The organism is Hymenobacter montanus (assembly GCF_014699115.1).
Lineage (GTDB): Bacteria > Bacteroidota > Bacteroidia > Cytophagales > Hymenobacteraceae > Hymenobacter > Hymenobacter montanus.
This window is the reverse complement of sequence record NZ_JACXAD010000012.1, coordinates 126422-152290: the sequence shown is the minus strand read 5'-3', so window position 1 is coordinate 152290 and position 25869 is coordinate 126422. Positions and strand designations below refer to the sequence as shown.

Annotated in this window: 24 protein-coding genes and 1 riboswitch; of the genes, 18 read left to right on the top strand and 6 right to left on the bottom strand. The window is 64.4% G+C overall.

Annotation, left to right across the window (positions count from 1 at the left end; translation table 11 throughout):
• Positions 1-74: 74 nt before the first annotated feature.
• Complete coding sequence (locus IC235_RS12480; RefSeq protein WP_317173569.1) at positions 75-512, bottom strand: PaaI family thioesterase; 438 nt, start codon at positions 510-512, stop codon at positions 75-77.
• Positions 513-1058: 546 nt separating this feature from the next.
• On the opposite strand from IC235_RS12480, the gene IC235_RS12475 reads away from it, so the two are divergent.
• From IC235_RS12475 to coaD, 16 genes are all read left to right on the top strand, one after another.
• Positions 1059-1577 (top strand): NUDIX domain-containing protein, encoded by a 519-nt coding sequence (locus IC235_RS12475; RefSeq protein WP_191005504.1) that lies wholly within the window; start codon positions 1059-1061, stop codon positions 1575-1577.
• 322 nt (positions 1578-1899) lie between these two features.
• On the top strand, positions 1900-3372 hold the full coding sequence (locus IC235_RS12470; RefSeq protein ID WP_223847254.1) for a cobyric acid synthase: 1473 nt from the start codon (positions 1900-1902) through the stop codon (positions 3370-3372).
• Between the two features lie 19 nt (positions 3373-3391).
• Positions 3392-4420, top strand: coding sequence for a pyridoxal phosphate-dependent aminotransferase (locus IC235_RS12465; RefSeq protein WP_191005503.1), 1029 nt, complete (start codon positions 3392-3394; stop codon positions 4418-4420).
• Positions 4399-5358 (top strand): adenosylcobinamide-phosphate synthase CbiB, encoded by a 960-nt coding sequence (cbiB, locus tag IC235_RS12460; RefSeq protein ID WP_191005502.1) that lies wholly within the window; start codon positions 4399-4401, stop codon positions 5356-5358. Before IC235_RS12465 ends, cbiB begins: the two co-directional genes overlap by 22 nt.
• A gap of 253 nt (positions 5359-5611) precedes the next feature.
• Positions 5612-6145 carry an AAA family ATPase gene (locus IC235_RS12455; RefSeq protein ID WP_191005501.1) on the top strand — a complete coding sequence of 178 codons (534 nt, stop codon included), beginning with the start codon at positions 5612-5614 and terminating at the stop codon, positions 6143-6145.
• A 41-nt stretch (positions 6146-6186) separates the two neighbouring features.
• A riboswitch (cobalamin riboswitch) is annotated at positions 6187-6387 on the top strand.
• A 30-nt stretch (positions 6388-6417) separates the two neighbouring features.
• A complete protein-coding gene (locus tag IC235_RS12450; protein ID WP_191005500.1) occupies positions 6418-7632 on the top strand; it encodes an ABC transporter substrate-binding protein in 1215 nt (404 codons plus the stop codon).
• Positions 7629-8720, top strand: coding sequence for an iron ABC transporter permease (locus IC235_RS12445; RefSeq protein WP_223847253.1), 1092 nt, complete (start codon positions 7629-7631; stop codon positions 8718-8720). The genes IC235_RS12450 and IC235_RS12445 overlap by 4 nt, the downstream gene beginning before the upstream one ends.
• Positions 8721-8726: 6 nt before the next feature.
• The gene (locus IC235_RS12440; RefSeq protein WP_191005499.1) at positions 8727-9758 is read left to right on the top strand and encodes an ABC transporter ATP-binding protein; all 1032 of its coding nucleotides are present in this window, start codon (positions 8727-8729) and stop codon (positions 9756-9758) included.
• A 61-nt stretch (positions 9759-9819) separates the two neighbouring features.
• Complete coding sequence (locus IC235_RS12435; protein ID WP_191005498.1) at positions 9820-12036, top strand: TonB-dependent receptor; 2217 nt, start codon at positions 9820-9822, stop codon at positions 12034-12036.
• 90 nt (positions 12037-12126) lie between these two features.
• A complete protein-coding gene (locus tag IC235_RS12430; protein WP_191005497.1) occupies positions 12127-12630 on the top strand; it encodes a bifunctional adenosylcobinamide kinase/adenosylcobinamide-phosphate guanylyltransferase in 504 nt (167 codons plus the stop codon).
• 92 nt (positions 12631-12722) lie between these two features.
• The gene (locus IC235_RS12425) at positions 12723-13331 is read left to right on the top strand and encodes a cob(I)yrinic acid a,c-diamide adenosyltransferase (RefSeq protein WP_191005496.1); all 609 of its coding nucleotides are present in this window, start codon (positions 12723-12725) and stop codon (positions 13329-13331) included.
• Entirely contained in the window at positions 13331-14380 is a 1050-nt protein-coding gene (cobT, locus tag IC235_RS12420; protein WP_191005495.1) for a nicotinate-nucleotide--dimethylbenzimidazole phosphoribosyltransferase, read from the top strand. The genes IC235_RS12425 and cobT overlap by 1 nt, the downstream gene beginning before the upstream one ends.
• A 213-nt stretch (positions 14381-14593) precedes the next feature.
• A complete protein-coding gene (locus IC235_RS12415) occupies positions 14594-15397 on the top strand; it encodes an adenosylcobinamide-GDP ribazoletransferase (RefSeq protein WP_191005494.1) in 804 nt (267 codons plus the stop codon).
• On the top strand, positions 15394-15966 hold the full coding sequence (gene cobC, locus IC235_RS12410) for an alpha-ribazole phosphatase family protein (protein WP_191005493.1): 573 nt from the start codon (positions 15394-15396) through the stop codon (positions 15964-15966). The genes IC235_RS12415 and cobC overlap by 4 nt, the downstream gene beginning before the upstream one ends.
• Before the next feature lie 341 nt (positions 15967-16307).
• The gene (locus IC235_RS12405) at positions 16308-17174 is read left to right on the top strand and encodes a DUF3822 family protein (RefSeq protein WP_191005492.1); all 867 of its coding nucleotides are present in this window, start codon (positions 16308-16310) and stop codon (positions 17172-17174) included.
• Positions 17175-17238: 64 nt separating this feature from the next.
• A complete protein-coding gene (coaD, locus tag IC235_RS12400; RefSeq protein WP_191005491.1) occupies positions 17239-17706 on the top strand; it encodes a pantetheine-phosphate adenylyltransferase in 468 nt (155 codons plus the stop codon).
• A gap of 46 nt (positions 17707-17752) precedes the next feature.
• On the opposite strand, the gene IC235_RS12395 is transcribed toward coaD, so the two are convergent.
• Positions 17753-18490 (bottom strand): LytR/AlgR family response regulator transcription factor, encoded by a 738-nt coding sequence (locus tag IC235_RS12395; protein WP_191005490.1) that lies wholly within the window; start codon positions 18488-18490, stop codon positions 17753-17755.
• Positions 18487-19605, bottom strand: coding sequence for a sensor histidine kinase (locus tag IC235_RS12390; protein WP_191005489.1), 1119 nt, complete (start codon positions 19603-19605; stop codon positions 18487-18489). The genes IC235_RS12395 and IC235_RS12390 overlap by 4 nt, the downstream gene beginning before the upstream one ends.
• Before the next feature lie 274 nt (positions 19606-19879).
• Here IC235_RS12390 and IC235_RS12385 point away from each other — a divergent pair, with 274 nt between their 5' ends.
• Positions 19880-20518, top strand: a complete 639-nt coding sequence (locus tag IC235_RS12385; protein WP_191005488.1) for a YceI family protein — start codon at positions 19880-19882, stop codon at positions 20516-20518.
• A 13-nt stretch (positions 20519-20531) separates the two neighbouring features.
• Positions 20532-23006 (top strand): TonB-dependent receptor, encoded by a 2475-nt coding sequence (locus tag IC235_RS12380; protein ID WP_191005487.1) that lies wholly within the window; start codon positions 20532-20534, stop codon positions 23004-23006.
• Between the two features lie 206 nt (positions 23007-23212).
• Here the strand turns inward: IC235_RS12380 and IC235_RS12375 are convergent, their stop codons facing one another.
• The 3 genes from IC235_RS12375 to IC235_RS12365 all read right to left on the bottom strand — a co-directional run bounded on the left by IC235_RS12375 (position 23213) and on the right by IC235_RS12365 (position 25858).
• Entirely contained in the window at positions 23213-23857 is a 645-nt protein-coding gene (locus IC235_RS12375; RefSeq protein WP_191005486.1) for an FMN-binding negative transcriptional regulator, read from the bottom strand.
• Between the two features lie 3 nt (positions 23858-23860).
• Positions 23861-24340, bottom strand: a complete 480-nt coding sequence (locus tag IC235_RS12370; protein ID WP_191005485.1) for a DUF1203 domain-containing protein — start codon at positions 24338-24340, stop codon at positions 23861-23863.
• Positions 24341-25153: 813 nt separating this feature from the next.
• Entirely contained in the window at positions 25154-25858 is a 705-nt protein-coding gene (locus IC235_RS12365; RefSeq protein ID WP_191005484.1) for an NUDIX hydrolase, read from the bottom strand.
• Between the last annotated feature and the right edge of the window lie 11 nt (positions 25859-25869).

Sequence of the window (25869 nt, the reverse complement as noted above, 5' to 3'; positions counted from 1 at the left end):
GCCAACGCCGCCCATGCCCGGTCACTGATTTCATCCAGATTGCTCACGAACCCAAAGATAATTGTCCGTACAGCCTAACTCACTGGTTCAACCACCGCCATCGTAGCGCTGGCCTTGGCAATGAGCAAGTCGTCGCACCATACTTCGGCTTCGCAGAAGTGCAGGCGCCGGCCGGCTTTCAACACCCAACCGAGGGCTTTTAATTTCTGCCCGACGCCGGGGTGCAGGTAAGACACTCGCAGATCGGCCGTTACCACTCCAAAATTGTCGGGCACGAGAGTGACGGCGGCAAACCCGGCCACCAAGTCCGCCATGGTTGCGATGAGCCCGCCGTGGGCAAAGCCGCGCTGCTGCTGGTGCTGCTCCCCCATAACTAGTTCCGCCTCGATGCGACCGGGTGTGATGATGGTCAAATCAGCCCCCACCAAGTGCATAAACCGCTGGCCGGCAAGCTTGGCGCGAATTCGGGCTTCAAGATCAGGGAAAGCAGAAACAGCAGGATTAGGGTTCACAGACACAGTAAATGCAGGGTTACTTAAAGCGAGCCAGTGGCTACACCGTATTTTGTACTAGTTTATACTCTGGGCCAGGATCTAGAACTCTGGAGTGCTTAAAAACTGCCCTGACTGCCAATAACAAGCGGGTTGTTGGTTTACCAGCCAAAGGTAATGGCTTCGCGACAGCCCGGCTTTTTGGCTCCGTTACTCGCTCCTTGCCAAACTAACTACCAGCCCAGCCTGGTCAGCATCGCATACACCGAGCAAGCCGGCCTTGACCCGCAAACTATTGAGTTTGTGAAAGTCGAAAACCAACCAATGACAATTCCGAGAACAAAGCCCAAAAGCAGCCAGAGCCGGGCTCGCTCCACAGAAAATGCGCAAAGCAAAGCGCCGGAGCTGAGCCTCGGGAGCTGCATCCACGCGGCTGGAAACTTCCCTCCTGCCAGCCAGATTTGGCCTGTTGTTAATAATTTAGAAACAATGTTGAGAGCTCGTCGTTAGGCGTACGACAATGCCCTTTAACCTGCTAGAGCGATCACGCTCTTAGCATAGTACGCCATGCTCGATTTATCAACTGTTCCTTCCGAACCCTTGCTTGCAGAACCCTTGCTCGAGGCATATTCCGGCAAAGTGCGGGTGCGGGTCGGGGGGCTGCTGCTTCGCAACGGTGCCATGTTGCTGGCTGCCCACCGCGGTCTGCTTCCCCAGAATGCCGCTTTTTGGTCGCCTCCGGGGGGCGGCTGGCAATTTGGTGAGAGCATCCGGGCGGCGTTGGTGCGGGAGTTTCAGGAAGAAACCGGCCTGACCGTACGCGTAGGCCGCTTTCTGCACCTGCACGAGTTCAGCAGCGGGAAACTCCAGGCGCTGGAGCTTTTCTTCGAAGTGCTGGCCGACGAAGCCGACCAACCGCGTTTGGGCCACGACCCGGAGCATGCGCCTAACGAGCAACTCCTCACCGAGCTGGCGTGGCTTACCCCGCGTCAGCTACTGCAATTGCCCCCGGCCACCGTGCACCCCGTACTGCACCTGATGCTCAGCCCCGATGATGTGTACGTGCCGCAAACGCGCTTCGTGTGAGCGAATGCGGGGTGGTTTAGCTCAACTGCACCCGCTTAGCCTTCTTGAATTAAGTGTTCTTCCTGGGCATCTGGCTAGTAGGGCTATCCTACACACGCGCCACACGCCCCATCATCCTAGCGCCTTATTTTAATCCATATGCCTACTAGCTGGCTCCCCTCTCCCAGAGGAGAGGGGTCGGGGGTGAGGTTAAACGGATTCGCCCTTTTCGTTGCTCCTGGAATGGCTCCAGGCAGGCTCGGAACGAATAAGGGCCGCGGCCTGAATTTAGCGGCGGGGCCCGGGAGCGCGTAGTTTTGTGCTTCGCAACCATCCGCTCCATATGCTCCGTTCCATCATGTTTGTCGGCACTGCTTCCGACGTGGGCAAGAGCATTATCGCGGCGGGGTTCTGCCGACTTTTCCGGCAGGATGGGCACCGGCCCGCACCGTTCAAGGCCCAGAACATGTCGTTGAACAGCTACGCCACGCCCGAGGGGCTGGAAATCGGCCGGGCGCAGGCTGTGCAGGCGGAAGCGGCCGGTATTCCCTGCCACGTCGACATGAACCCCGTGCTGCTCAAGCCGACTTCCGACCAGGCCTCGCAGGTGGTCCTCAACGGCCGGCCCATAGGTACGCAGTCGGCTTACGAGTACTTCCGCGAAAACGACCGACACGAGCTATTCACCGCCGCTACCCGGGCCTACGACCGCCTGGCGACGCGTTTCGCACCCATTGTCCTGGAAGGGGCAGGCAGCATCTCGGAGCTGAACCTGAAGCGCCGCGATATTGCCAACCTGCGTATGGCCCGCCACGCCGGGGCCGCCACCTACCTGGTTGCCGACATCGACCGGGGCGGCGTATTTGGTAGCGTCTACGGCACGCTGGCCCTACTGGAGCCCGAGGAGAAAGCCTGCATCAAGGGCACCATCATCAACAAGTTCCGGGGCGACGCCCGCCTGTTTGAGGACGGACGCCAGCAGCTGGCGGCGCTAACCGGGGTACCCGTGGTGGGCGTGCTGCCTTATTTCAACGACATCTTTTTAGAAGAAGAAGATTCCGTAGCCCTGGCCCGCAAGCCGCGCGGCCCCGGCGCGGCCGGCCTCGTGCGGGTGGCCGTGGTGCTGCTGGCCCGCCTCTCAAACTTCACCGATTTCGATGCCCTTGGTCAGGACCCGCGGGTGCAGCTGTACTTCACCCACGATGCGGCCGAAGTCGAGGCCGCCGACATCGTCATCCTGCCCGGCAGCAAAAATACCATTGGCGACCTGCTGACCTTGAAAAATAACGGGCTGGCTGCCGCCATCGTGCGAGCCCACCGCGCCGGCAAAACCGTGGTGGGCATCTGCGGCGGCTACCAGATGCTGGGCCGCTCGGTAGAAGATCCGGACGGCGTGGAAAGCCCCGTAGCGGCCATCGCCGGCCTGGGTCTGCTGCCCGTCCGCACGGTTTTACGGGGCGAGAAAACCACCCGCCAGCGGCGCTTTGCCTTTCGCGATGGCACGGAGCCCGATTGCCGGGGCTACGAAATCCACCTGGGCCAGACCACCGTTGAAGGGCCGCAGCAGCCCGTGGCCACGCTCGCCGATGGCACGCCCGACGGCTACTTCGCCGGCCCCCGCTGCTGGGGCACGTACTTGCACGGCATCCTCGACAACCCGGTGGTTATCGACTACCTGCTGGCCCCCTACACCGCTCAGCAGGCCGACGTCCCGTTTGATTTCGCCACCTTCAAAGACCAGCAGTTCGACCGCCTGGCGGCACTTATCCGCGAGCACGTGGACGTGGCGCAGATTTACGCCGCTTTGCACCGCTGATTCACCCCTCCCCTCTCCCATGCTACACGGACACGGCGACGACGGCTACCGCCACTCCCGACCTATCGTCGCCGATTTCAGTACCAACGTTTGGCACGGCGGCGAGCCGGCGGGCCTGAGAGCGTACGTTTTCGAGCAGTGGCCCACGGTGAACCGCTACCCCGAAGTGCTGGCCGAAAGCCTGGCCGCCCGTGTGGCGGCCCACCACGGCGTAGCCCCCGTGCAGGTGCTCGTTGGCAGCGGCACCACCGAGAGCCTCTACCTGGTGGCCCAGGCCTGGGCCGGGCGGCGCAGCACCGTGCTCACGCCCAGCTTTGCCGAGTACGAAGACGCCTGCCGGCTGCACCGCCACGAGCTGCGGTTCCGGGCCTGGGATGAGCTGCGGCCCGACACGGTGTTGAATAGTGAGCTGGCCTTCGTTTGCAACCCCAACAACCCTACCGGGAGCGTGCTCGAACCCGGCGTGCTGCCCGCCCTGCTGGCTAATAACCCGGGCACGGTGTTCGTGCTCGACGAGGCCTTTATTGAGTTCACCACCCACGCCCAAACCGCCATTCCCCTGCTGGCCCAGTTCGATAACCTGCTGGTTATGCGTTCGCTGACTAAGGCCTACGCCATTCCGGGCCTGCGGCTGGGCTACGCGGTGGGGCCGGCCGCGCTCATTGCCCGGCTTACCCACCAGAAGGCCCCGTGGGCCGTGAACACGCTGGCAGCCGCGGCGGGCCACTTTATCTTCGCCAACTACGCCGCCGTGCAACTTCCCCTGGCCCAGCTGCTGGCCGATAAAGCGAGTTTGGTCGCGCAGCTGGCCGAAAACCCCGGCCTCGACAGCTGGCCCAGCCGTACGCATTATTTCCTGGGGGCTACGCGGCGCGGTACGGCCGCCGCACTAAAGCGCTGGCTGCTGGACCGGCACGGGCTGCTGATTCGGGACGCCGCCAATTTCCGGGGCCTTACCCCGGCTCACTTTCGCATCGGCACCCGCAGTGCAGCCGATAATTCCTTGTTGACAAACGCCTTGGCTGAATGGACTACTTCGCTCGCTTAGCCGCCCCGCTCGCCATCGGCTACGCTCTCGACTTGTGGCTGGCCGACCCCGAGGGCTGGCCCCACCCCGTGCGCGCCTACGGGGCCCTTATTGCCGCGGGCGAGCGCCGCCTGAACCACGGCCCCCACCGTTTCGCCAAAGGCGCCCTGCTGGCCGGCGGGCTGGTTGGCAGCACCTTTGCAGCTTTTGCGCTACTGGATAGGACATTGCGGCTACTCCCACCGGTAGTAGCGGGGGCCGTCCGCAGCGCGTGGGTATTCTACGGCCTGGCCAATACCGGGCTGGTGCGCGAGGGCCGGGCCGTCTTCGACGTGCTCGAACGCGAGGGCCTGGAAGCCGGGCGCCGGCAGCTGGCCCGCATCGTGGGCCGCGACACGGCCCGGCTCGACGCCCCGCAAATCCGTACGGCCGTGCTCGAAAGCCTGGCCGAAAATCTCAGCGATGGTGTGGTAGCGCCCCTGCTGTACTACGCGCTGGGGGGCGGGCCGGGCCTGATGGCCTACAAAATGGTGAACACCCTCGACTCGATGGTCGGCTACCGCAACGCGCGCTACGAGCAGTTTGGCAAGTTTGCGGCCCGCCTCGACGATGTGGCCAACTTCGTACCGGCCCGCCTCACCGCAGGCTTACTGGCGGGCCTGGGCGGCAGTGGGCGCAGCTTTCGCTTCATTTGCCAATACGGGAACCAGCATAAGAGTCCCAATGCCGGCTACCCCGAAGCCGCCCTCGCCGGCGTGCTCAACTGCCGCTTCGGCGGCCCTAACTACTACCACGGGCAGCTCGTGACCAAGCCCTATATCGGCAATAACCCGCGGCCGATAGCGGCCACCGAAATCAACCGCGTGGCCCGCCTCAACCATGCCGTCTGCGCCGTGGTGGTGGCCGGCATTCTGGGGCTGGGCTGGTGGCGCGAGCGCCGGCGGCTCAGCCGCACCTAAGCCGCTCCGGTGCAGCCACTTAGGGGTTTTGCGAGCGTGCGGTGGCTAACCGCCATTGAGTTTACAAACGAGCGGCACGGTCATGGCCCAAGCAGCGCCTAAACTTTGGGGTTTGTGCAGGGATGCAGCGACCGGACCTCATCGCACCCCAGCAAGTTTACGCTACGTCTTCAGTTCTCGTATCGGAGGAAGGAATTAAAAATATGCTGGTCAATTTTTTAATTCTTCATTTTTAATTTTTAATTCCTAAAAAATGGCGCTGTACGTGATTTCGGGCGGCCCCGGAGCCGGCAAAACGACGCTGTTGGCGGCCCTGTGCCGGGCCGGGTTCGCGGGGGCCGGGGAGGTGGCGCGCCAACTGATTCAGGAGCAGGTGGCCCAGGGCAGCGGCCTGGTGCCGTGGCAGAACCTGGCGGGCTTCGCCGAACTGGCCCTGGCCCGCATGGTGGCCCAGCACGAGGCCGCCCGCCGGCGCGGCGGCGTCACGTTTTTCGACCGGGGCATTCCCGACATCATTGCCTACCTGGAAGTGGCGGGCCTGCCCGTACCACCGGCCTACCTGGCCGTTGCAGCCGCGCACCCCTACCAGAACCCGGTGTTGCTGGCCCCACCCTGGGCCGAAATCTACGTGAATGACGCCGAGCGCTGGCAGACCTTCGCGGAGGCCGAGGCGCTGTACCAGGCCCTGCGGCATACTTACCAGCGGCTGGGCAGCACGGTGCTCGACTTGCCCAAAACCACGGTAGCGGCGCGGGTTGATTTTGTGCGCTCCACCCTGGCCCTGTAGCCCCTTGGGGCAGCAAGCGCCGGCAACTAGCATTTCTGCCTACCTTTGCCACTGCGATTGGCAGTCGTTTCCGCGGTGCGGGGCGACTTTAAAAGGGAATCCGGTGTAACTCCGGGACAGTCTCCGCTGCTGTAACCCCCGCTAAAAGCCAGCCGATACTTGGCGCCACTGTTCCTGCGGGAATGGGAAGGCCATCGGCTGGTGGGGGAAGTCAGAAGACCTGCCACTTGCTTCATTCAGTCACAGCTTTCGGCAGAAAAGCTCGTTGTACCATGCCCCACCCTTCGCCCCCCGGCCGTGCCGGGGGTACCCCTCTGTTTTTTCTGGCCGTTCGCGCCTGCGGGCTCGCGGCCTGGCTCCTGGCGGGCGCCGGGCCCAGCGTGGGCCAGGCCGCGTTGCCCAAGGCCCCGGCCCCGAAAGCGACGCCGGCCCCCCAGGGCCGCACCACGGTTAGCTTTGCCCAGGGCTTCACGATTACCTACGCGGGCAACTGCAAGGTGGTCACCATCCGCAGCCCGTTCGAGGCCAAAGCCCGGGCCACCTCCTACCTGTTGGTGCCGCGCGGCACGGCCCGGCCAGTGGGCTACCCCGGGGCCATCGTGATTCAAACCCCCATTCGCAGCCTGGTGGGGCTCTCGTCGATGCACGTGGCCTTGGCTGACTTCCTCGGGGCGGCCGATTTGCTGGTGGGCCTCGGCAGCCTCAAATACGCCTCGGCCCCGCGGGTGCGGCAGCGCATCGCCGAAGGCAAGGTTTTCGAGGTCGGCGAGGGCAAGGAGCTCAACAACGAGTTCCTCATCGCCCGGCACCCCGACCTGGTGATGAGCACCGGTTGGCCCGGCGAAAACCTCGACCGGTTCCAAACCCTGGCCGCCGCGGGCGTGCCGGTGATGATTAACTCGGAATGGGTGGAAACCACGCCCCTGGCCCGCGCCGAATGGGTGAAAGTCATGGCCGCGCTGCTGGATAAGGAGGACCTGGTTAACCGAAAGTTCGACCAGGTGGTACGCGACTACCAACGCTTGGCCGCCCTGGGCCGCCGGGCCACCAAGCGGCCGCGGGTGGTGGTGGGCCTGCCGTTCAAAGACGTGTGGTACGTGCCCGATGCCGACAGCTACCTGGCCCAGTTCCTGCGCGACGCGGGCGCCACCTACGCCTGGGACCAGACCAAGGCGCCGAACGGCAGCTTGGCGCTGTCGTTCGAAACGGTAGCCCCGGTGGCTCTTACTGCCGACTGCTGGCTGCAAACCGGCGCGGCCCGCACCCGGGCCGAAATTTTGGCCCAGGATGGCCGCTACGCCGCCTTCGCCCCGCTCAAAAGCGGCCGGGTGTACAACAACAACCGCCGAACCAACGCCCAGGGCTCCAACGACTACTGGGAGTCGGGGGCAGTGCGGCCCGACCTGGTGCTGGCCGACATGCTTAAGATTTTGCACCCCGAGCTGCTGCCCACCTGGCAGCTGTACTATTACCAGCAGTTAAAATGAGTACGCCCCTGCTTGTGATGCCGTCCCCCGGGCCGGACCTTGCGGCCGGCCGGCCGCGCCGCGCTTGGCTGCTGGCCCTGGTGGGGCTGGTGGCGGTTGTTTTTGTGCTCGATATTGCCCTGGGCCCGGTGCGCATTCCGCTGCGGGCAGTGGTCAGCATTCTCGGGGGCGAGGTCGCCGATTCGCCGGCCTGGGCCTTCATCGTCCGGCAGATTCGCCTGCCTAAGGCCCTGACGGCGCTGACCGTAGGCAGTGGACTAGCCGTGAGCGGCTTGCAGATGCAAACGCTGTTTCGCAACCCCCTGGTGGGCCCCTCGGCGCTGGGCCTGACGGCGGGCGCGGGGCTGGGCGTGGCCGTGGTGATGCTGGCCAGCGGCAACGCGGTGGGCGGCTGGGCCATCCGGGCACTGGGGGTGGGCGGCAGTTGGGGACTGGTGCTGGCCGCGACCGCCGGCGCGGCCTTGGTCATGGCCCTGGTGCTGGCCCTCTCGGCCCGGGTGCGCGACAACGTGGTGCTGCTCATCGTGGGCCTGATGATTGCCAGCATCACGGGCGCCGTGGTCAGCCTGTGGCAGTACTTCAGCGCTCCGGAGCAAATTCAGGAGTACCTGCTCTGGACCTTCGGCTCGGTGGGCGGCGTCGGAGGTAGCCACCTGGCGGTGCTGGCCACGGTGGTGGGCGGGGGCCTGCTAGTAGCTTTTGCCTCGGCCAAGCCGTTGAATGCGCTGCTGCTGGGCGAGAACTACGCCCGGAGCATGGGGCTGGCGGTGGGCCGGTCGCGCACGCTCATCATTGGCAGCACCAGCCTGCTGGCGGGGGCTATTACGGCCTTTTGCGGGCCCATCGGCTTCGTGGGCATTGCTGTGCCGCACCTCACGCGGGGCCTGCTGCGCACCACCGACCACCGCCTGCTGCTGCCCGGCACCTGCCTGGTGGGAGCCGCCCTCACCCTGGGCTGCGACTGCCTAGCCCAGCTGCCCGGTAGTCAAACCCCGCTGCCGCTGAGCGTGGTGACGTCGCTGCTCGGGGCGCCGGTGGTGCTGTGGGTGGTGCTGCGCCGCCCGAACGTTCGCTCTTTGTTTTCCTGAAGCCCGATGCCAACCTCCGCGCCGCTGCTGACCGCCGACGACCTGACGGTGGGCTACTTCCTCGCTAAAAAAGCGCCCCGGCCGGTGGCCCAGCCCCTGCGCGTGGCTCTGTGGCCCGGCGAGCTGGTGTGCCTGCTGGGCCCCAACGGCGCCGGCAAATCGACGCTGCTGCGCACGCTGGCCGGCTTGCAGGCGCCCCTGGGTGGCCGGCTCGATCTCGGCGGCGGAGCCCTGGCCAGCCTGAGCGCCGCCGCGCGGGCCCGCCAGCTGAGCATCGTCCTAACCGACCGGGTAGAGGTTGGCACGCTCACCGTGCGCGAGCTGGTGAGCCTGGGCCGCCACCCCCACACCAACTGGCTGGGCCGCCTCTCGGCTCACGATGAGGCCCGGGTGCAGGCCGCCCTGGCCGCCACCAATACCAGCGGCTTCGCCCAGCGCCCGGTGGGCGAGCTGAGCGACGGCGAGCGGCAAAAGGTGCTGCTCGCCCGCGCCATTGCCCAGGACACGCCCATCGTGCTGCTCGACGAGCCCACCGCCCACCTCGACCTGCCCAACCGCGTGGCCCTCATGCGCCTGCTGCACGGCCTAGCCCGACAAACCGGCAAGGCCATCCTGCTTTCGACCCACGAGCTGGACCTGGCCCTGCAAGCCGCCGACCGGGTCTGGCTGCTGCCCGCCAATGGGCAACTGCGCACCGGCACCCCCGAAGACCTGGTGCTGAGCGGGGCCTTTGCGGCGGCCTTCGCCCGGGAGGGGCTGGCCTTCGACCCGGCCACCGGCACCTTCGCCCTGCACGCGCCCACGGGCCCCACCGTGCAACTGGTGGGCGACGGGGCCCCGGCCTTCTGGACGCGGCGGGCCCTGGAGCGCGAGGGCTTAGTGCCAACGACCAGCCCCGCTGCCCTGCGCGTGACCGTGGCCCCGGCCGGCGGGCAGTGGACCAGCCAGGCCCCCGGCGGCCCCGCTGAGCAGCACGCCACGGTGGAGGATCTGCTCCGGGCGCTCCGACTTATCATCAAAAACCAATTGCCGAGCTAACCCGCCAATCACTAAACTTTTCAAACCTCCTTTTCTCACCCAACTCCCGCACAACTTAATGATGAAACGTTCTTTACGCCGATACGCGAAGGTTCACCACCCCAAGTGGGGGCTCATCCTGGGGCCGGTGCTGCTGGCCGGCGCCGGGCGCGGGGCCCACGCTCAGGAGCTGGCCGACACCCTCAGGCGCCAGCACCTGCGCGAGGTGGTGGTAACGGCCACCCGCTCGGCCACCACGCGCGATAAGGTGCCCCAGCAAATCCAGGTTATCAGCCGCCGGGAGATGGAGCAGACTCCGAGCCAGGAGTTCACCGACGTGCTCAAGAAAAACGCCTCGGTTGACGTTGTGCAGTACCCCAGCTTGCTGGCCGGGGTGGGCATCCGGGGCTTTCGCCCCCAAACCGGCAGCCTCAACCAGCGGACCCTGCTGCTGGTGGATGGCCGCCCAGCCGGCACCAGCAACCTGGCCACCCTCGACCTGGGCAGTGCGGAGCAGGTAGAAGTGCTGAAAGGCCCCGCCTCGGCCCTCTACGGCTCGCAGGCCATGGGCGGCGTGGTGAACGTGCTGACGCGCAAGTCGCGCGGGGCCGTGCGCTCGTCGTTGGCGGCCGAGTACGGCAGCTACCAGACGATTAAGCTGAGCGGCACCACGGGCGGCAACATCACCCGCGCCCTGGACTTTGACTTGTCGTTCGCGCAGTCCGACCGGGCGACCGACTACCGGCTGGGCGGGGGGGGCGTCTTCCGCCGCTGGCTCGGGGGTGGCAGCGCCACCAAAACCTACGCCGACGGCTCCACCCAGGACACTGACGACAGCCGGGCCGACGGCCAGACACGCACCTTCAGCAAGCTTAACCACTACTCGGGGGCCCTGCGCCTGGGCTACCAGCTAAGCCAGCGCTGGCGCGTGGACGTGCGCGGCGAACGGTTCGTGGCCCGCAACGTGCAGGCTCCCAACGATATCAGCTACGGCGACCTAGGCTACAGCAGCAAAGATCTGGAGCGCCAGAACCTCGACCTGAGCGTCAGCGGCGACTACGCGCAGCACCAACTGTTGGTGCGGGGCTACACGGCGCAAGAAATCAACGACAATAACAATCTCTTCAGCGGCAACACGCGCATTGCGCCGTACCGCTCGTTCCAAAGCCAATACCAGTGGAAAGGTATTCAGGCTAAAGATGTTATCCAGCTCGGCACCCAACACCTCAGCGTGGGTGTCGACTACAACGCAGCGACCAGCAACTCGCGGAGCTTCGACCCAACCGGGGCCGACATCGCGCCATTCAGCCCCAACTACGAGCTGAATACCACCGGCCTTTACGCCCAGGGCCAGCTGAGCCTGCTGCAGGACCGGCTGATTGTCACGCCCGGCGCCCGCTACGATTTTATCACGTACAAGGGCAAGCCGACCGATTTGCTGACCACCTTCACCCCGGGTAAAAAGACCAATCCGTTCTTCAGCCCCAGCCTGGGCGCCCAGGTGGAGCTAGCGGCGGGCCTGCGCCTGCACGCCACCATCGGCCGCGCCTACGTGACGCCCGACGCTTACAACGTGGCCGGCTACTCGCAGACGACGCCCACGAGCGCCAATAAGGTATCCATCATCCGCGGCAACCCGGACCTGCGCAACGAAAGCAGCGTGACCTGGGATGCTGGCCTGCGCTTCGAGCGGGCTAGCACCGGCTTCTCAGCCGACCTTACCTACTTCGCGACCAGGGTAAAGGACCGCATCACTACCCGCACCACCAACCCCGTGGGCGAAACCACCCCCGAAGGCTACGTCGTGGCCGCGCGCACCACCTATGTTAACGCCAACGACAGCCGCATTCAGGGCCTGGAGGCCGAAGCCGGCTATGATTTCGGCGCGCTGGCCGAAAACCGCTATTCGCTCCGGGTGTTTGCCGGCGGCACCGGCCTTTTCCAGGCCGAAGACGTAGCCAACAACCCCGACGGCTCGCAGACCAAGCGCGCCATCTTCAACGTAGCTAAGCTGAGCGGCAATTACGGCGTGGCCTTCGACAATCAGCACGGCCTGCGCGCCCGCCTGAGCGGCCGCTACGTGGGCTCGCGCAACGACACCGATTTCACCGACCTCAAAGCGCCCCAAATCAAATACCCCCGCTACATGACCCTGGATTTCTCAGCCGGTTACACCTTCGCCAACAAGCACACCCTTGCGGTACTGGTGAACAACCTGACTGATGAAAACTACTACGAGAAGCGCGGCTACAACCTGCCCGGGCGCAACCTATCGGCCCGCTACACGCTGGCTTTCTAGCCGGGCCAAGCTGGTCCCTTGGGCCCGGCCTGACGCACGGGGCAATCCATCCACCGCTCTCCACCGCTCAATTCCTGTAAATTACTAGCCGTGCTCTACTACATTTCCGGCGGGCAGCGCTCGGGTAAAAGCCGCTACGCCCAGGACCTGGCCCTGCAGCTCAGCCCCGCTCCCGTGTACCTGGCCACCTCCCGGGCCTGGGACGACGACCACCGCCGGCGCATTGCCCGGCACGTGGCCGAGCGCGACGCCCGCTGGACTACCCTGGAAGAAGAGAAATACCTCAGCCGCCTCGCCCTGACCGGCCGCACCGTGGTGCTGGACTGCGTGACGCTCTGGCTCACTAATTTCTTCGACGACGCGGGCTACGATGTGGAACAAGCCCTCCAACAGGCCCGGGCAGAGTTCGATAACCTGATGCGTCAGGACTGCACGCTGCTGGTCGTTTCCAATGAAATCGGAATGGGCCTGCACGCGCCCACCCCAGCCGGCCGCCAGTTCGTAGACCTGCAAGGCTGGCTAAACCAACACATTGCCCAACGGGCCGACCACGCCATTTTCATGGTTTCGGGCCTCCCCCTAACCGTGAAATAAGAACCTAGAACTGAGAGCCTAGAGCTGAGAATCAAGAATGGAGTATCAACAACCGAGCACCAAGCACCAACAACCAAGCACCAAGCACCAAAATGAAAATCTACACTAAAAAGGGCGATGCCGGCACCACCGGCCTGTTCGGCGGGCAGCGCGTGCGCAAGGACGACGTGCGCGTGGAATGCATGGGTGAGCTCGACGAAGCTAATTCTACCCTGGGCCTGTTGCGGGTGAAGCTAGAGGCGGGCCACCCCTGGCAAACGCGGCTCCACCGCATCCAGAAGGATTTGATGGACATGATGTCGCACTTGGCCCGGCCCTCGACAGCTAAACGAACTAATTCCAACCCCATGCCGGCCGACGGGGCCCGGTTTTGCGAGGAGTGGATTGACGAGTTAGAGGGACAAATGACGTCGCCGTCCGACTACTTCCTCTTGCCCGGCGGCAACGAAATCTCGGCCCTGTGCCACGTGGTGCGCACCCAGATGCGCCGCGGCGAGCGCCGCCTGGTGAGCCTGATGGCCGCTGACGCGGTCGACCCCGCCATTCCGGCTTACATCAACCGCCTGTCCGACCTGTTTTTCACCCTGGCCCGCGCCGAGATGGATAAGGCCGGTGTGGCCGAGGAAAAATGGCAGCTGTTCCTCTACAAGCGTTTCAAACAAGCCGACGACGCCCCTAAACCCGAAGAACCCGCTGCCTAATGCTCTGGAACATCACCCCGCCCGACCCTGCCCTGGCTGAGGCCATCAGGCACAAAATTGACACCAAAACCAAGCCTCTGGGGGCCCTGGGGCAGCTGGAAGCGCTGGCCGGCCACATTGCCCTGGTGCAGCAAACCCTGACCCCGCAGCTGCGCCGGCCCCACCTGCTGGTCTTTGCCGCCGACCACGGCATTGCCCAGGCCGGGGTGAGCCAGTATCCACCCGAAGTGACGCACCAGATGGTCCGCAACTTCGCGGCCGGCGGGGCGGCCATCAACGTCTTCTGCCGCCAGAACGGGTTGGCCCTGAGTATTGTCGACGCCGGCGTGCGCGGCAGTCTGGCCGACTTGCCCGCGGTGCGCAACGAGAAAATAGCCGAGGGCACCCGCAACTTCGCCCATGAGCCCGCCATGAGCCCCGCCCAGTGCGTCGACGCCCTGCAACGCGGGGCCGGCCTGGCCGACGAGCTGCACGCCAGTGGCTGCAACGTGTTGGGCGTGGGCGAGATGGGCATTGGCAACACCTCGGCCGCCGCCGTGCTGATGCACCGCCTCACGGGCCGGCCCCTGGCCGAGTGCGTGGGCCGTGGCACCGGCCTCGACCCGGCTGGCCACGCCCGTAAACTCGCCATTCTCACGCAGGCCGTGGCGGCGCACCCCACCGTAGATGAGGCCCCGCTGGCCGTGCTGGCCACGTTCGGCGGCTTCGAAATCGCGCAGATGTGCGGGGCCCTGCTCCGCGCCGCCGAACACGGCATGCTGCTGCTGATCGATGGTTTCATTGCCTCGGCGGCGCTGCTGGTGGCGGCCCGGCTCGCGCCGGCCGTGCTGGCTTACTGCGTCTTCTGCCACGAATCGAGCGAGCAAGGGCACCGCCTGCTCCTGGCCGACCTGGGGCTGAGCGGCCCGCCCCTGCTGCGCCTGGACCTGCGCCTGGGCGAGGGCACCGGCTGCGCGCTGGCCTACCCGCTGGTGCAAGCCGCCGTCAATTTCCTCAACGAAATGGCCTCCTTTGAAAGCGCGGGCGTGAGCGACAGCTCCGGCGCGTAACACCTTTTCGCCCCTAAGCCGCTGTTCGCGCCAGATTATTTAGAACGGAGAGCTTAAACCGAAGAAAAGAACCTGCTTTGAGCTATATAACTCAAGGAGTACACTGTCTGCTTTACGTTCTAGGCTCTACGTTCTTGGCTCTATGTTCTGTTCTCAGTTCTAACTCAGAAACAGCTAACGTAAACAGCCGCTCACCCGTTTCCCTACCCGCCCATGCCTGATTCCTGGCCCCGCTACCACCTGCGCCTGCTGCTTACGGCGGTGATGTTTTACACCCGCCTGCCCTGCCCGCGCTGGGTCGGCCACGAAGCGGAGCAGCTCAACCGCGCCACGGTCTACTTCCCCCTCATTGGCTGGCTGGTGGGCGGCGTAACGGCCGGGGTTTACTGGGGTGCCGCCCTGCTCTGGCCGCCGCTGGTGGCCGTCCTGCTGAGCACCGGTGCCGGGGTACTGCTCACGGGAGCTTTTCACGAAGATGGACTGGCCGACGTGTGTGATGGCTTCGGGGGCGGCTGGACGCGGGCGCGCATCCTCGAAATTATGAAGGACAGCCGCGTGGGCACCTACGGGCTGGTGGGCCTGGGCCTGGTGCTGGCCACGAAGGTGGCCGCGCTGGGCGGAGCAGCTACCCGGCCAACTGGGGTCAATCTTACGGTGCCGGTGCTGCTCGCGGTGGCCCACCCCCTGAGCCGCCTCACCGCGCTTTCCTTCGTGCGTACCCTCCCCTACGCCCGGGCCGACTTAGCCGATGGCAAAGCCAAGCCCGTCGCCCAGAGCATGCCGAATGGCCGCCTGGCGGGGGCGGCCTTGCTGGGGCTGGCGCCGCTGACCGCACTGGTGCTGTGGCAACGGCAGCCGGCGCTGCTGTGGGTGCTGCTGCCGCTGCTGATTTTACAGCTGGTGCTCGGCCGCTGGTTCAACAAATGGCTCGGGGGCTATACCGGTGACTGTCTGGGGACAACTCAGCAGCTGGCCGAAGCGCTCATCTACTTATCCCTGACCGTGCACCTACCATGACCGTTTACCTCATTCGCCACACCGCCGTGCAGGCCACTGGCATCTGCTACGGCCACCACGAAGTGGCCTTGGCCGATACCTTTCCGACCGAGGCGGCCCAGCTGCGGGCCCGGCTGCCGGGCCCGCCCCCCGGCGGCTACCTTACGTTCAGCAGCCCCTCGGCCCGGTGCCTGACCCTGGCCGCCGAGCTGGCCCCCACCATCACCCCCGACGAGCGGCTGCGCGAAATGCACTTTGGCCGCTGGGAAAACCAAGCCTGGGCCGACCTTCCACCCGCCGAAACGGGCCCCTGGATGGCCGACTACGTAAACCTGGCCCCGCCCGGCGGCGAAACCTTTGGCGCGGTGCAGCAGCGGGCCGCCACTTTTCTGGCTGAACTCACGGCATTAGAACCCGCCGAAGATGCCCCCGTGCTCGTGGTCACCCATGGCGGCACCATCCGGGCGCTGGTAAGCCACTGCCTCGACATTCCGCTAAGCAACGCATTTCAGCTGCACATCGACTTCGCCTCCATCACGAAACTACAATGGCAGCACGGCCGCTGGAACCTGCTAGTTCTCAACGGATAAGGCTCCACCCCGATGTGGTGCCACGAATCCCGCGCAGCGGTTCGTGGTACCACTAAAGCCACTAAAGCCGCTTTGGAGTCGACGTACCCGGCGCGGTCGAGAGAACCTCACGGGCCCCAGATAGAGCGAGCCCCCGTTCGCTTGAGGCGCGAAGCCCATAGAGAGGGGGAGCCAGACGCTAAGTACATTACTTGACAAACTGCTTAGTGGTGCCACTGTTGTACCAAACTTCCCCCTAGCTCTGAAGTGAGCGAACCGGGCCTGCTCCTCTCTTCCAAAGCCAGTAAACACGCCGCCGCGTATCTTTAGCCCCGCCCATTGGGCCCGTTTAGCTTCGATTCGTGTCTGCTTCCGCTCCTTCTGCACCTCCGGCCACGCCGTCGCCCTTGCTGCGACTGCGCGACGAAACGTTTGACCCCGCCAACCCCGCCGCCTACAACCTATACCTGCTGGCGAGCCCCACCCGGCTTCGCTTGACGGCCATCGAAGTTGCCCGGCAAAAGTTCGTGGCCCTGGAAGATTACAGCCTGCCGGTGGGTGGCGTGCCGGCCCTCGCTGCCCAACACGATTTCCTGGGCGTGCGGGGCTGGAACGTGGTGCGGCTGGCCGTCACGGGCCGGGCCTTTACGCTGCTGCCCGCGCCCCTGTTTCGGCCGGGCGATGAGGCCGCGGCCCTGCGCTTGCACCACACGCCCACCTCCACCGAAACCGTGCGCCACACCACCCATCCCGGCCTGGATCTGGTGAACGTATTTGCCGCCGACCTGGCCCTGGCTACCTGGTTCGCCGCCACCCACGGCATCACCGGCCGGCTGCTGCATCACACCAGCGCCCTGCTGGCCGGTGTGGTGCAGCAGCGGGGCGCGGCCCCTCCCCGCCGCCTCTACCTCAACCCCGGCCAGCAGGAACTGACCCTGGTGGTGCTGGGCCAGCGTCTGGAGTACTGCAATGTTTTTCCCTGCTCCACGGCCGAGGACGTGGTGTACTACACCATTCTCGTCATGCAGGAGCTGGGCCTTGACCCGGACCAGGACGAGGTCACCGTCTGGGGCGAGCTAACGCCGGACTCCGCGGTTTTCAGCCTGCTCCGGACCTACGTGCGCAATGCCCGGTTTGGCACCCGCCCCGGGCACGTGCAGTACGGCTACCGGCTCAATGATGTGTTTGAATACCGGTACTTCGACTTGTTTAGCCTACACTTTGTCTGAGCCAGCGAGCGGGTCACCCCGTCACTGGGACCCTCGTGATTTCTTGTTCCTCATTACTTCCAAAATGCCCCGCATTGCCCTCTTTCCCGGCTCATTCGACCCCTTTACTAACGGGCACCTCGATGTGGTACGCCGCGGAACCGCCCTGTTCGACCAGGTAATTGTGGCCATTGGCACCAACAGCAGCAAGCAGCGTTACCTACCCGTCGAAGAGATGCAGGCACTTATTGCCGACTTATTCAAGGACGAGCCGCGGGTTACGGTCTGTACCTTTAAGGGACTTACGGCAGAATTTGCGCGTGAAGTAGGCGCCGCCTACCTGTTGCGGGGCCTGCGCAACAGCTCCGATTTTGAGTACGAAAAGTCCATTGCCTACGGCAATCAGCACATAACCCCCGGCTTGGAAACCGTGTTTCTGCTCACCTCTCCCACGTTAGGGGCCATCAGCAGCACCCTCATCCGCGAGATTCACCGCTTCGGCGGCAACGTCGATGCGTTCCTGCCCTTCCTACTACCGCCAATCGCTAAATAGTGCTTTAACCAGAAACAGGCTGTGTAACATCAACTCTATAATGGCGTTAGCGCAGCCCCCAAATGCCGCTTTGGCGCAACCGGGCCCACACTTCCTCCCGGTTGAGGCGGCTGAGGGTGATGTGCGCGCCGCCCACTTCCAGCACGTTGCCCTCAATGGCTCGCACGTGCTCCAGGGCCACGAGGTAGGACTTGTGCACGCGCACGAACCGGTCGGCGGGGAGCTGGTCGGCCAGGCCTTGCAGCGTGTGGTAGGTGACGAGCGGGCCGGTGCGGGTGTGTACGCGCACGTAGTCCTTCAGGCTTTCCAGGTAGAGAATGTCGGCCAGCGCCACCTTCACCAAGCGCTTGTCGACGCGCAGAAAAATGCCCGCTTCCGGCTTGGCGGGCGCGGCCACCGGCGCGGCGGGCGCAACCGCCCCGCCGGGCAGGCGGTGCAGCACCCGGTTCACGGCCTGGGTGAAGCGCGGGAACGAGACGGGCTTGACCAGGTAGTCGACGGCGGCCAGCTCGAAGCCTTCCACGGCGTACTCGCGGTAGGCCGTGGTGAAGATGACGGCCGGGGGCTGGGCTAGGCTGCGCAGGAATTCCAGGCCGTTGAGCAGGGGCATTTCAATGTCGAGGAACAGCAGGTCCACCGGCTGCTGCCGGAGCGCGGCCAGCGCCGCCGGCGCGTGGGCGCAGGTACCCACCAGGACCAGGCCGGGGGTGTGGGCCACGTAGGTTTGCAGCACCTCCTGGGCCAGGGGTTCGTCGTCTACAATCAGGCAGCTTAGGGGCGTCATGCGAGGGGCACTTCCAGGGTGATGCGGTACGTGTCGGCGGTGTCGGCCACGGTCAGTTGGTGGGCGTTGGGGTAGAGCAGGGCCAGGCGGCGGCGCACGTTGCGCAGGCCCACGCCGCCGTTCCGGCCGATTGGCGGCGCGGGGTTTTTGGGGTTTTCTACCACCAGGCGCAGCACCTCGGCCTCTATTTCCAGGGCAATGCGGATGTCCAGCAGCTGGGGCGGGGGCGCGCCGTGCTTGAAGCTGTTTTCCACGAAGGGCAGCAGCAGCAACGGGGCCAGCTGCTTGCCGGCGGGCTCGCCCGTTACGTTCATCGCCAGGTGCAGGCGGGTGCCGTAGCGCAAGCCTTCCAGGGCCAGGTAGTTGCGCAGGCACTCTATTTCCTTGGCCAGGGCCACGAGTGGTGCATCGGCATCGTAGAGCACGTAGGACATGAGGTCGGCCAGCTTGAGCACGATTTCCGGGGCCAGGTCTGATTTTTTGAGCGTGAGCGAGTAGAGGTTGTTGAGCGTGTTGAAGAAGAAGTGGGGCTGAATCTGGGATTTGAGAAAGTTCAGCTCATTTTTCAGGCTGAGCCGTTCCACTTCCTGCAGGGCCTGCTGCTGGCCCACCCAGTTTTTGCCCAGCTTAAGGCCGGTGGCCAGCCCCACCAGCGTAAGCACGGGAAACAGTTGGCTGAGGGTATTTCGGGGGCTGAACAGCAGGGGGGTGGTGTATTCGGCCGTGCACACGTCGTCGGGGCAGAGGCGGGCGTTTACCAGGAGGTTGAGCATAATTTGCATGAGCACGGTGAGCACCAGCAGCCCGCCGGCCAGCGCGCCCGCGTAGGCCAGGTAGCGCCGCTGCGGCAACAGGCGCGGCAGCAGGTAGTACATATTGCCATAGCAGGCCACCAGGTACACCGGCAGCCGCACGCTGTAGTCGTAGAACGCGTAAGGGTAGTCTTTAGTGAGGTAGCCCTTGTACACGGTATTGAAGAGGTAGAGCACGGTCCAGAACGCGGCGTGGTAGGCCCACGGGGCTTGCAGCCAGCGTAGCGACGGCGGCAGCAGGCCCATCGCGGCGGGCCGGGGCACCGAAAAAGCAGGAAGGGCCAAGGGCCGGGCAGACTCCATGAGGCGAGGAAAAATGGCGGCGGAATACCCGCAAAGGTCTGCTTATAAGCGTAAGTAGCCACTTTTTTTAGACCAACGACGCATTCACCCCGCTTATCGGCAAAAGGCCCCGCCCCGGACCTACTTCGGGCGGCCTTGGTTGTTGGGCGCGGTGCGGGGGTTGATGAGCTAAAAAACTTGCGGCCGGCGGCAGCCCGGCGGTGTTTTGCGGCATCCCCCGGCACCCAAAGCGTGGGCCAGTCGCCGGGGCCTCACCTCTTTCCCCCTTCCCCTCATGAACTTCGCCTTTCTGTTGGTAAGCCTCGGGGCGGCCTTGCTGGCTCCCCCCTATCCCGCGCAACCCCAGCCACCGGCCGCCGGGTCAGTCGCCGACCAGCAGCTGCGCGTGCTGCCGGAGCGCAGCCGCCTCGGCTGGGAGGGCAAGGCCGTGGGCCACGGCCACGAAGGCACCGTGCAGCTGCGGCCGGGCGGCAGCTTGCAAGTGCGCGGCCAGCAGCTAGTAAGCGGCCGGGTTGAGGTAGACATGACGACACTCCGCGTTACCGACATCGCCGACGCGGAAGAAAACCAGCACCTAATCGAGCACCTGAGCAACGCCGACTTCTTTGCCATCAAGCAGCACCCGCGGGCCATGTTCGTCATCACACGCGTAGTGCCGCAGCCGGAGGCGTCGCCCACCGCCGCCAATGCCACCGTCACGGGCCAGCTCACCATCAAGGGCCAGACGCACCCGCTCACGTTTCCGGCGCGGGTGAGCGTGCGCAACGGCCAGGCCACCGTGCGCGGCACGGCTCGCGTCGACCGCACCCGCTACGGCATCCGCTACGCCTCGGCCTCTTTCTTCCAGGCCATCGGCGACCACGCCATTGCCGACGAGTTCACCCTGCGCTTCGCGCTGGTGGCGCAACGCTAACGTGTCGGCGCTGATGAAAAACGTATCCGTCCACCTCCTTGCTTTTCGGCCCGGCCGCCAGCTGGGCAAGATGCTGCTAAGCGCCTTGGTAGGGCTACTGCCCATCACGGGGCTCGGCCAAAATTCGTCGGGCGGCCCGGTCAGCGGCCGGGTGTTGGACGAGCGCGCCGCGCCCGTGCCGTTTGCCACCGTCCGGCTGCTGCGCGCCGCCGATTCCACGGTAGTCGACGGGGCGGTGAGCGACTCGGCTGGCCGCTACGTGCTGCCCCGTGTGGGAGCGGGGCGCTACCGGCTGGCGGCCTCCCAGCTCGGCTACCGACGCGGACTCAGCCCTGCGTTTGAGGTGGCTGCGGGCGGTTTTTCGTATGATTTCCGCCTGGCTCCCGACGCCCAGGCGCTCGGCGAAGTGCGGGTGCTAGGCCGCCGCCCCTTGGTAGAGCAACGCCTCGATGGCACGGTGCTGAACGTTGAGAACAGTATTGTGGCCGCCGGCACCAGCGTGCTGGAGGTGCTTAAGCGCGCGCCCGACGTGGCGGTGGACGCCAGCGGCAACGTCAGCCTCCGGGGGCAGGCCAACGTGCTGGTGCTGCTTAACGGCAAGCCCACCTACCTGGGCCCCGAGCAGCTGGCCCACCTGCTGCGCACCATGCCCAGCAGCCAGGTGGCGCGGGTGGAGGTGTTGCCCAACCCACCGGCCCAGTACGATGCGGCCGGCAGCGCGGGGGTCATCAACATCCTCACCAAGCGCCCGCTGCATGGCGGCTGGAACGGCTCGCTCACCGCCAGCTACGGCCGCAGCCGCTACCCCAAGCCCACCAGTGGCGGCCAGGTCAGCTTTCGGCGGGGGCGCTGGAACACCTGGGGCGCCTACGACTTCGCGGCCGACGAAAACACTTCCTTCGGCGAAACCACGCGCCGTTTCCAGGGGCCCACAGCCAGCGTGCTCACGCAGGAGTCGCGCTACCAGGGCCGGGAAGGCACCCATACCTACCGCGTCGGCGCCGAGTACCTGCTGCGGCCCGCTACTACGCTGGGGCTGCTGCTCGAAGGAGTGGGCAACACGTCGGACTACCGCGGCCGCAACACCGCCGACCTGCTGCCCGGAGGAGCAGCCCTGCCCGCGGGGCCACCGCACGTGCTGACCCTGGACCACACCAGCGGGCACTGGCGCAACCACAGCCTGAACGTGAACCTACAACATGCCTTCGATACGCTGGGCCGCACCCTGAGTGCCGATATCAATGCCGGCCGCTACGCCCAGGCAAACACCCAGGTGTTCGACACGCGCGCCTTCACCGAACAAGGCCAGGCGCAGGGCGCGCCGGACTTTCTGCGCATCGAGTCGCCGGGCACGGTGGACCTGGGCAGCGTTAAGCTCGACTACGCCCAGCCCCTGGGCGCGGCCACAAAGTTGGAAGGCGGTGCTAAGCTGAGCCGAATAAGTCTCGACAACGACGCCCAGTTCTTCGTGGGCCAGGGTCCGGCCGAACGGCGCGACCCGGGCCGCAGCAACCGGTTTACCTACCGCGAAACCGTGGTGGCAGGCTACACCCAGCTCCGCGGCTCCCGGGGCAAAACCGACGTCCAACTGGGCCTACGAGGCGAGCAAACCGACTCGCGGGGCCGGCAGCTCACCTCCGATTCGGTGGTGACGCGCCGCTACTTTCAGCTCTTTCCCAACGCCGCCCTCACGTACACGCCCTCCAAGCAGCACCGCTGGCGGGTGGCCTACAGCCGCCGCATCGACCGGCCCGCCTACTCCGATCTCAATCCCTTTGTGTACTTGCAAGATCCTTTTTCCTTCGATACCGGCAACCCCTACCTGCAGCCTCAGCTAACTCACGTGGCGGAGTTGGGCCACGATTGGCGCGGTGGCCTGCTCACGGCCACCGTCTTCCACCGCCGTACCAGCCAAGTGCAGGAGCGCGTACCGCGTCAAAATGACGATACCCGCGTGACGCTCACCCGCCCCGAAAACCTGGGCCGCCGCGACCAAACCGGCCTGACTGTGGCCACCAGCACCCCGCTCACCGCCTGGTGGACCCTGAGTGCCAGTGGCACCATCGCCTGGACCCGGTACACGGGCAGCATCGAAGGCGGGGCACTGGACAACGCCCGGCTAGGCACTGTTCTCAATACTACCCAAACCTTTACGCTGCCCCGCGGGCGCAGCGCCGAGGTATCGGCCCAATACTCCTCGGCCACCGCCGCCGGCCTGGGGGTGCGCCGACCCACGGGGCAAGTGGCGGTAGGCGTGCAGCAAACGCTGTGGGCTGAAAAAGCGACCCTGCGCCTGGGAGTACAGGATCTGTTCTATACCTCCCGCTTCGGCACCCGCACTCAATACCAGAACCTGGACGTGGCCACCGCCTGGCGCCGCGACAGCCGGGTGGTCACGCTCACGGCCAGCTACCGGTTTGGCACCCGCACCGCCGCGCCCAGCCGCGCCACGGGCCTGGAAGAAGAGCAAGCCCGCCAGGGGCGGTAGGTACTATTGCGGGCAGTACGTGAGGGGATGTTGAACAGCTTCCTATCCATTCAACTGCTCCCGTCGGCCAGCCGATAAGATGTAAACCCATTGGCCTTGCCCCCTACAAATGCCTTGGGGGCGGCCCTGTAGGCGAGTCACCCCTACTGCAATTGCTTGTAACAAATGATAAAGTTAAGTAGTTGGATACCCTCTGTTAACACTTCCTAGTGGCCGACCGGGCACTGTGGAGCCTGCCTCATGCTGATCATCGCATCGGCCATAAGCCGAGCACCAGGCGTTTGCAGAGCTTGTAGTTCCTGAATAATGCTTTGATAATCGGTCGCGTGCCGGTTCTGGCTCATTTTAAACGATGCCTGCACGTGGTCGAGGGTAATTTCGAAGCCTACGATACCTTGCATCTGCTTTTGCACCGCGGCCGGTAATGTGTCGAGCGCCACGGGGCGACGCGCAAACTGCTGCTCGTAGCGGTCCGTGAGCCGGCTCACCGAGTCCCAGAGTGCTTGGCCTTCGATGATGGAAATATTCCCGACGATGTGCACGCTCAAGTAGTTCCACGTTGGGGCATTGGGATGGTCGTACCACGAGGAAGAAATGTAGTGCTGCACGGGCGACTGAAAAATGGCCAGCACCTGCGCATGGGCCGCAAAATCATGCCAGTGGGGGTTGGCCTTCGCCATGTGGCCGCGCAACAGCGGTACCCCGTCGGCCGTGGTTTCCCACTCCAGGGGAATGTGCGTGGCCACAGGATAGTCTGAGCCGCGGCTCACGAGTGTAGCCAAGCCATTATCACGGACAAACGCCTCAACCAACGCCCGGTTCTCGACCTGAAAGTCTTTCATTACCCACATGGCTCAGGCACGGTTAATCTGGCAGATAAAGCACTGGGCCTCGGCGTTACGGGCGTGCAAATAAGCGATATCGGGGTTCGTGGCCAATACCTCCTCGATCAATTCATCCACATCGGCCTCGCCCACGAGGCGGGTGAAAACCATGCGCTGGTCGGCGCTGTAGCCCACCAGCGAAAGCGGAAAATTCACCTTGTCCGCCTTGATTTCCGGCGGGAACTGGTCCGTTGTGGCGTAGGGCTCAACTTCGGAGGCGGCAATGAAGACAGGCCCGTTTTGGTTGAATGCGTTGGCGAGAGCAAAGGGCGAGTAGCTGAAGAGCAGGCGCCGATCCTGACCCGGGGCGAAGGGCCGCAGCGAGACGCGGCATGGGCCGTAGCCAGTGGCCAGTTGCTCGACCACGGCGTGGCCGAAGTCGTCTTGACGGGTGGTCCGGATGCGCTGTGCGGTCTCGGCCGACAACGGTACAATCTGAAAATTAGACATATAAAGCGTGCAGTTGATGGAACAATACAAAGGTTCACCCATCCCCCCTACGCCGCAACCCGATTCTTGCGGAGTTGGTGGCCCGTGTCGCCAGTCTCGATGAGATGGGACCCACTGCGCGGCTTCCCAGCCCACCAGCACCTGTTTGACCGCTTCGTCCCAGCCGTAGCCGCCAAGCCGGCCATGAAGTTGAATCATTTGGTGGCAGGGAATGAGGTAGTTAATACTGCTCGCACCTACGGTTCGCCGGTGACCTGGCTGGCCCCGGGCCGGCCTGCGGCGGCAGCCTCGTCGTGCTATGAAACCCGATGGCCCGATGGAATGCGCAGTAACGCCTTCCATACCTTTATCCTGGGCGACTTTAGGAAGGGACAGACATGATGCGTTAAATCAGGGTGCGTACGCGCCAAAGGTGTCGGCGATTTGTGGCAGAAGCTATCTGATTCTTGCGGTATTGCGGCCAAGTAAAAGCTCAAAGTAATTTTATCCGCTGCTGCTACGAAAAGCCGTATTGTCTAAGCAGTTATGCCACATACAGCAGTAACTCCATCGTTGACCAGAGCGAGCAGGAGGTTTACCTACGGCGGCCTGCGGTTTGGCTCCACGGACGCCAGAGAAGCAGGGCCCACCCTATACGTTTATGTATGATTGACTGCTTATTGCCCCGAACACTCACCGCGGGCTGCAGCGTGGTGTACGATATTGTTTAAGGGTTATGAATCACAGCCAACCTCGCTACTTCAACCCAATAGCCCACCCTTGCAGGCCCAATGATATTGGTCAGCTAGTAGCCTTCCACTCCGCAATATCGTACTACTTTCCGGTGGTGGGCACTTCCTTGGCAGACTTGCCGGTGAGGCTAGTCAGGTAGTGCCGTACCACCAGGGCGATGGACGCGTAAGAATCTTCTAGCTTGGCGAGGGCTTCCTGGGGCGACATCCACCGCACTTCCTCGATGTACTCCTCGGTTTGAGGCTTCATCAGGCTATCATCCAGGCACTTCATCAAGTACCAGTTGGTCTTCTTCAGCATTTTGTTGCCCTTGTAGGCGTAGCTGTGCCAGGTGCTCGGCAACTTTTCGAGGAGCTCCACCTTGATGTTGGTTTCTTCCTCTACCTCGCGCACCGCACCAGTGGCCGGATCCTCATCGCTCTTCAGCTTGCCCTTGGGCAAATCCCATTTGCCCAACCGATGAATCATCAGCACCTGGTCGCCTTTTACCACCAGGCCACCACCGGCTTTGGCAATTTTGAACTGGTCTTTTAAGTGCAGGATGACGTGCTTTTTCTTCTTCACCAACATGGTCAGCGACTTCAGCTTTTTTAGCTTCTTCACTTCCATGAGGCGCAGCAGTCGGTCGAGGAACAGCGGGCTGGCATCGCGTACCAATACGTCGCCTACCAAGTCCTTTGAGGTAAAATCGTCATCAGGGCTGAGAATCAGATCAAACTTATGCTTGTATACTTTTTCGCTGAGCTTCTTGATGACCAGCGGAATGTCGTTGATGAAAATATTCATCGGGAGAAGCA